Origin of the sequence: Nostoc cf. edaphicum LEGE 07299 (assembly GCF_015207245.1) — a bacterium.
Taxonomy (GTDB): domain Bacteria; phylum Cyanobacteriota; class Cyanobacteriia; order Cyanobacteriales; family Nostocaceae; genus Nostoc; species Nostoc edaphicum_B.
Map to the genome: position 1 here is coordinate 1 of NZ_JADEXF010000785.1, position 3,134 is coordinate 3,134.

The 3,134-nt window shown below is 39.4% G+C and carries 3 protein-coding genes and 1 pseudogene; all 4 read right to left on the reverse strand.

The genetic code is table 11. From position 1 onward, the window contains the following. Window positions 1-173: DUF2997 domain-containing protein (locus IQ229_RS20610; protein ID WP_194046928.1), on the reverse strand; the 173-nt coding region annotated here is incomplete at its 3' end. 3 nt (window positions 174-176) lie between these two features. Further along, window positions 177-623, reverse strand: a complete 447-nt coding sequence (locus tag IQ229_RS20615) for a DUF1257 domain-containing protein (protein ID WP_162398241.1) — start codon at window positions 621-623, stop codon at window positions 177-179. A 174-nt stretch (window positions 624-797) separates the two neighbouring features. After that, complete coding sequence (locus IQ229_RS20620; protein WP_162398242.1) at window positions 798-1,874, reverse strand: hypothetical protein; 1,077 nt, start codon at window positions 1,872-1,874, stop codon at window positions 798-800. Between the two features lie 489 nt (window positions 1,875-2,363). After that, window positions 2,364-3,134, reverse strand: a pseudogene (locus tag IQ229_RS20625) (ATP-dependent DNA helicase); the annotation flags it as partial.

The following is a 3,134-nucleotide window of genomic DNA, read 5'->3' on the forward strand; positions in this document are numbered from 1 at the left end:
CTACGAAGCTGTTGCTGAGATTCTGGTTTGTAAGTGCGATCGCCCTGCACCACACCCAAAGCTTCCTCAAAGGGTTGGGTTGCTTCTAGACAGGACAAACCCTCAAATCCCTCGGCTTCTATTTTCACTTCGCCTGTAACAGTGTCAAAATGTATTAAGATTGCCCGTTCCATAAATTATCTCCGTACTTGTTGAGTTTGCTGGTGTGCTAAAAATGCAAGGCGCAGGGTATGTACCTGACCATTGGTTTGTTCTGTGATGGTGCATTCTCCCAGATGTTCTTGTAACTGGGCTGCTTTAGCGCGAACCATCTTCTGTCCGTAGGCTTGTATTAGGGTGTGCGAAAAGAAGTCTTCTCCTAGTCGGGGTACAGTTTCATAGGCATCATGGATGAGTTGATACACCCCTGTCTCTTGATCCCACTTAAACCCGATATCTGCACGGACACTTAAACTACGACCAGGGACAACAATCTCAGCACTTTGTCCTTGGGAGTCGTCGTAATAACCTCTCAGCGATTGTGGTTTTTCATAAACTTGGACGGTAAGCTGCAAATCTTGTAGAGCTTGTACTAAACATTCACGGTTAGTTAGTTTTGTAGTGACAGTTGAAAAGTGTGACATTTCCTACCTCTAAATACTGTGGACTGGTAAATTAATGGGAACAGTGGTGATAGACAAGGAAGCAAAAAGTTCCTTCTGTAGCAAGCTTAGGAAGTGTGGGCGTATTGTCTTCCTCTACAACCCACACCTAGCTTTCGATCAACGACGATACAGACACGTTCTTGACTGTTTTTTCTAGCGAAGTTTGAGAGACATCGCTGTAGCTTTGGTTAAGCCCATACCCTGATTACTTGCTAATCGTTGGAGATGGCGTTGTTCATCCAAAAGCTTGGAGCAAATTTCATCCATTTTTTCCTGTAACTGAGAACGCCCTTGTGAATCCAGCTTTTTAGCATCCACAGAAGCGTTTTCGAGAACATTTTCTAGATGAGTCATCATTTGTCCAAGGCTGCTACCTGCTTCAAAACTGGCGTTAGCCAAAAGCATTTGGACTTTTTTGAAATGGCGTTCCATCTTCTTCTTGAAGTTGACTGGCTTGCGTCCTGGTTCCCAATTGCTCAAATCTTCGAGCAACTGGGCTGCTAGTTGCTCGCCGAGAGCGATCGCTGATTCCCTCAGTGTTTGTTCTAAATTTCTGTCATACTGCTCGATAAACCGAGTTATTTGCCCTAAGCATTCAGCTTGTTTCTCTGACAATTGTTCACTGATGGCGGGAATAATGACAGGACGACCAATTACTACTTGTAAATAGTCCTCTAATTCCTCTAAACAAGGAAAAGCTTTTACCAGGTTCTGCTTAACTTCTTGTTGTTGTTCTACAGATAACTGCCAAGCATTGAGTGAGAGAAATTTGTCAATACGTTCTTGATAGTCTGTGTACCCCTTTTCATACTCTTCTTTCAGTTGAGTGCGTAAAACAGGTGCAATATTATCTCGAATTCCGATTAGTTGTTTCCAGACCAAGGGCGCTAAGTCTATAGGACAAATCCAATCACCATTGTCATAATTCATCCATTCTTGGACTGAAGCAATTTCTTGCCTTAATTGGTTTGCTGCTTCGTCTAAAGCTTTGAAAACTTTGATGCCCTTTAAACCAACTTCTGAGGTTGTAACCTTCACTAAATCAGATTCTTGTTCATCTTGAGAATATTTGAGAACATCTGTCCATTTTGGAGCATTACTCTTGGTTGTCTTCTTTAATTGAATCTTGAAACGGATGCGAGTTTTATTCAACTTAGAGATGTTATATCTTTCAACAACAGCGTCTTTTAGAAAGGTTTCGCTTGAATGTGTAATCACTGCTTGTACCACATTTACTAGGAATAATAATTTTTACCCTCAGTAAATAAAGCGTAAGCTTTACCTTTTTGCCACTAATTTAGGCTATAATTTTATTAATAAAAATCATTTAACTGCTTACTAAATATAGTTAAATTTGATTGTAATTTTAAAAATAATTTGAGACTAAAAAGCTGCTAAAATTAGATTATTAGCAGAAAATTGTAAAAAAAGACAGTCTTTCTATAGTTAGTAAGCAGTTCTTAAAGTGAGCAAATTTTTCATAAGACATTATCTATTTCATAATCTAGCAATCATAAGCTAATCGTCATCTATTTTTCCAGATTTATTCGCTTGTAGTAAGAGCTTAAGCCCTGCTTTCATCCAACTTAAATGCTCATTAGCTTATTTGATTTGTGAAAATTACAAGGCACAGAACTCCGATTTATCTAATAAATCGGGGTTCTCATTGTTCACGAATGATTAATCGCAATTGTGTGTCAAGATTGCTATACACAATTATCACCGGATAACTAATATCCGTTGTTTAGCCCGTGAGCTAGAAACATAGTACAAACGATTAAACTCTCTAATCTTTGCCAGGACTGCTTTACTGTCATCTCCTCGTTCTGGATAAAGTCGCTTACTCAAATCTTTACCATCAATACCCGCTTCTAAGAAAGTGCTACCTTGGCTATTGTGAACAGTTAATGCAAAGCAGTTTCTGATATTCGCAAACTGCTCTGAATGTTTGTAGTACTGCTTCCACAGAAAGGGACTACGCTTGGCACTTTTGAGTAAGCGTTTGGTTTCTTGGTCAAATTGTTTTTGCTCATCTTCATGCAGAACATAGATTTGACGCACAATCCCTTCATCTGTCTCTACCTTCAACCTCCAAGTATCATAGTTGTTGTAACGATCTCCAAAGACATCTAAAACAGTAAACTCTGTAGATGTAGAAAGAATCGTAGTTTTACCATCAGGAGCCATCACAGGATCTCTGGTGATTAATCTCTCTCCAGGAATAAAGCGATTGAGATTTTCACCATATAAATGTGTGCGAATCTGCTGATTGTAAAAGTCAACTTGAGTATTAGTCCAGGACAAAATTCGGAAACAATCTGGGTTTTGAGCAAATTCTCTCTTCATCTTTTTGCAGGCATAGCGCAGCAAAGTTTGACGTTTAACCATCAGCGCCCCATTACTTTTATCAGGTAGATATTTGGCATAAGGCTTAAAAGGAAACTTGCTCTTGGTGACTGCATAGCGAGAAGCAGTGACAAACTCTAACAA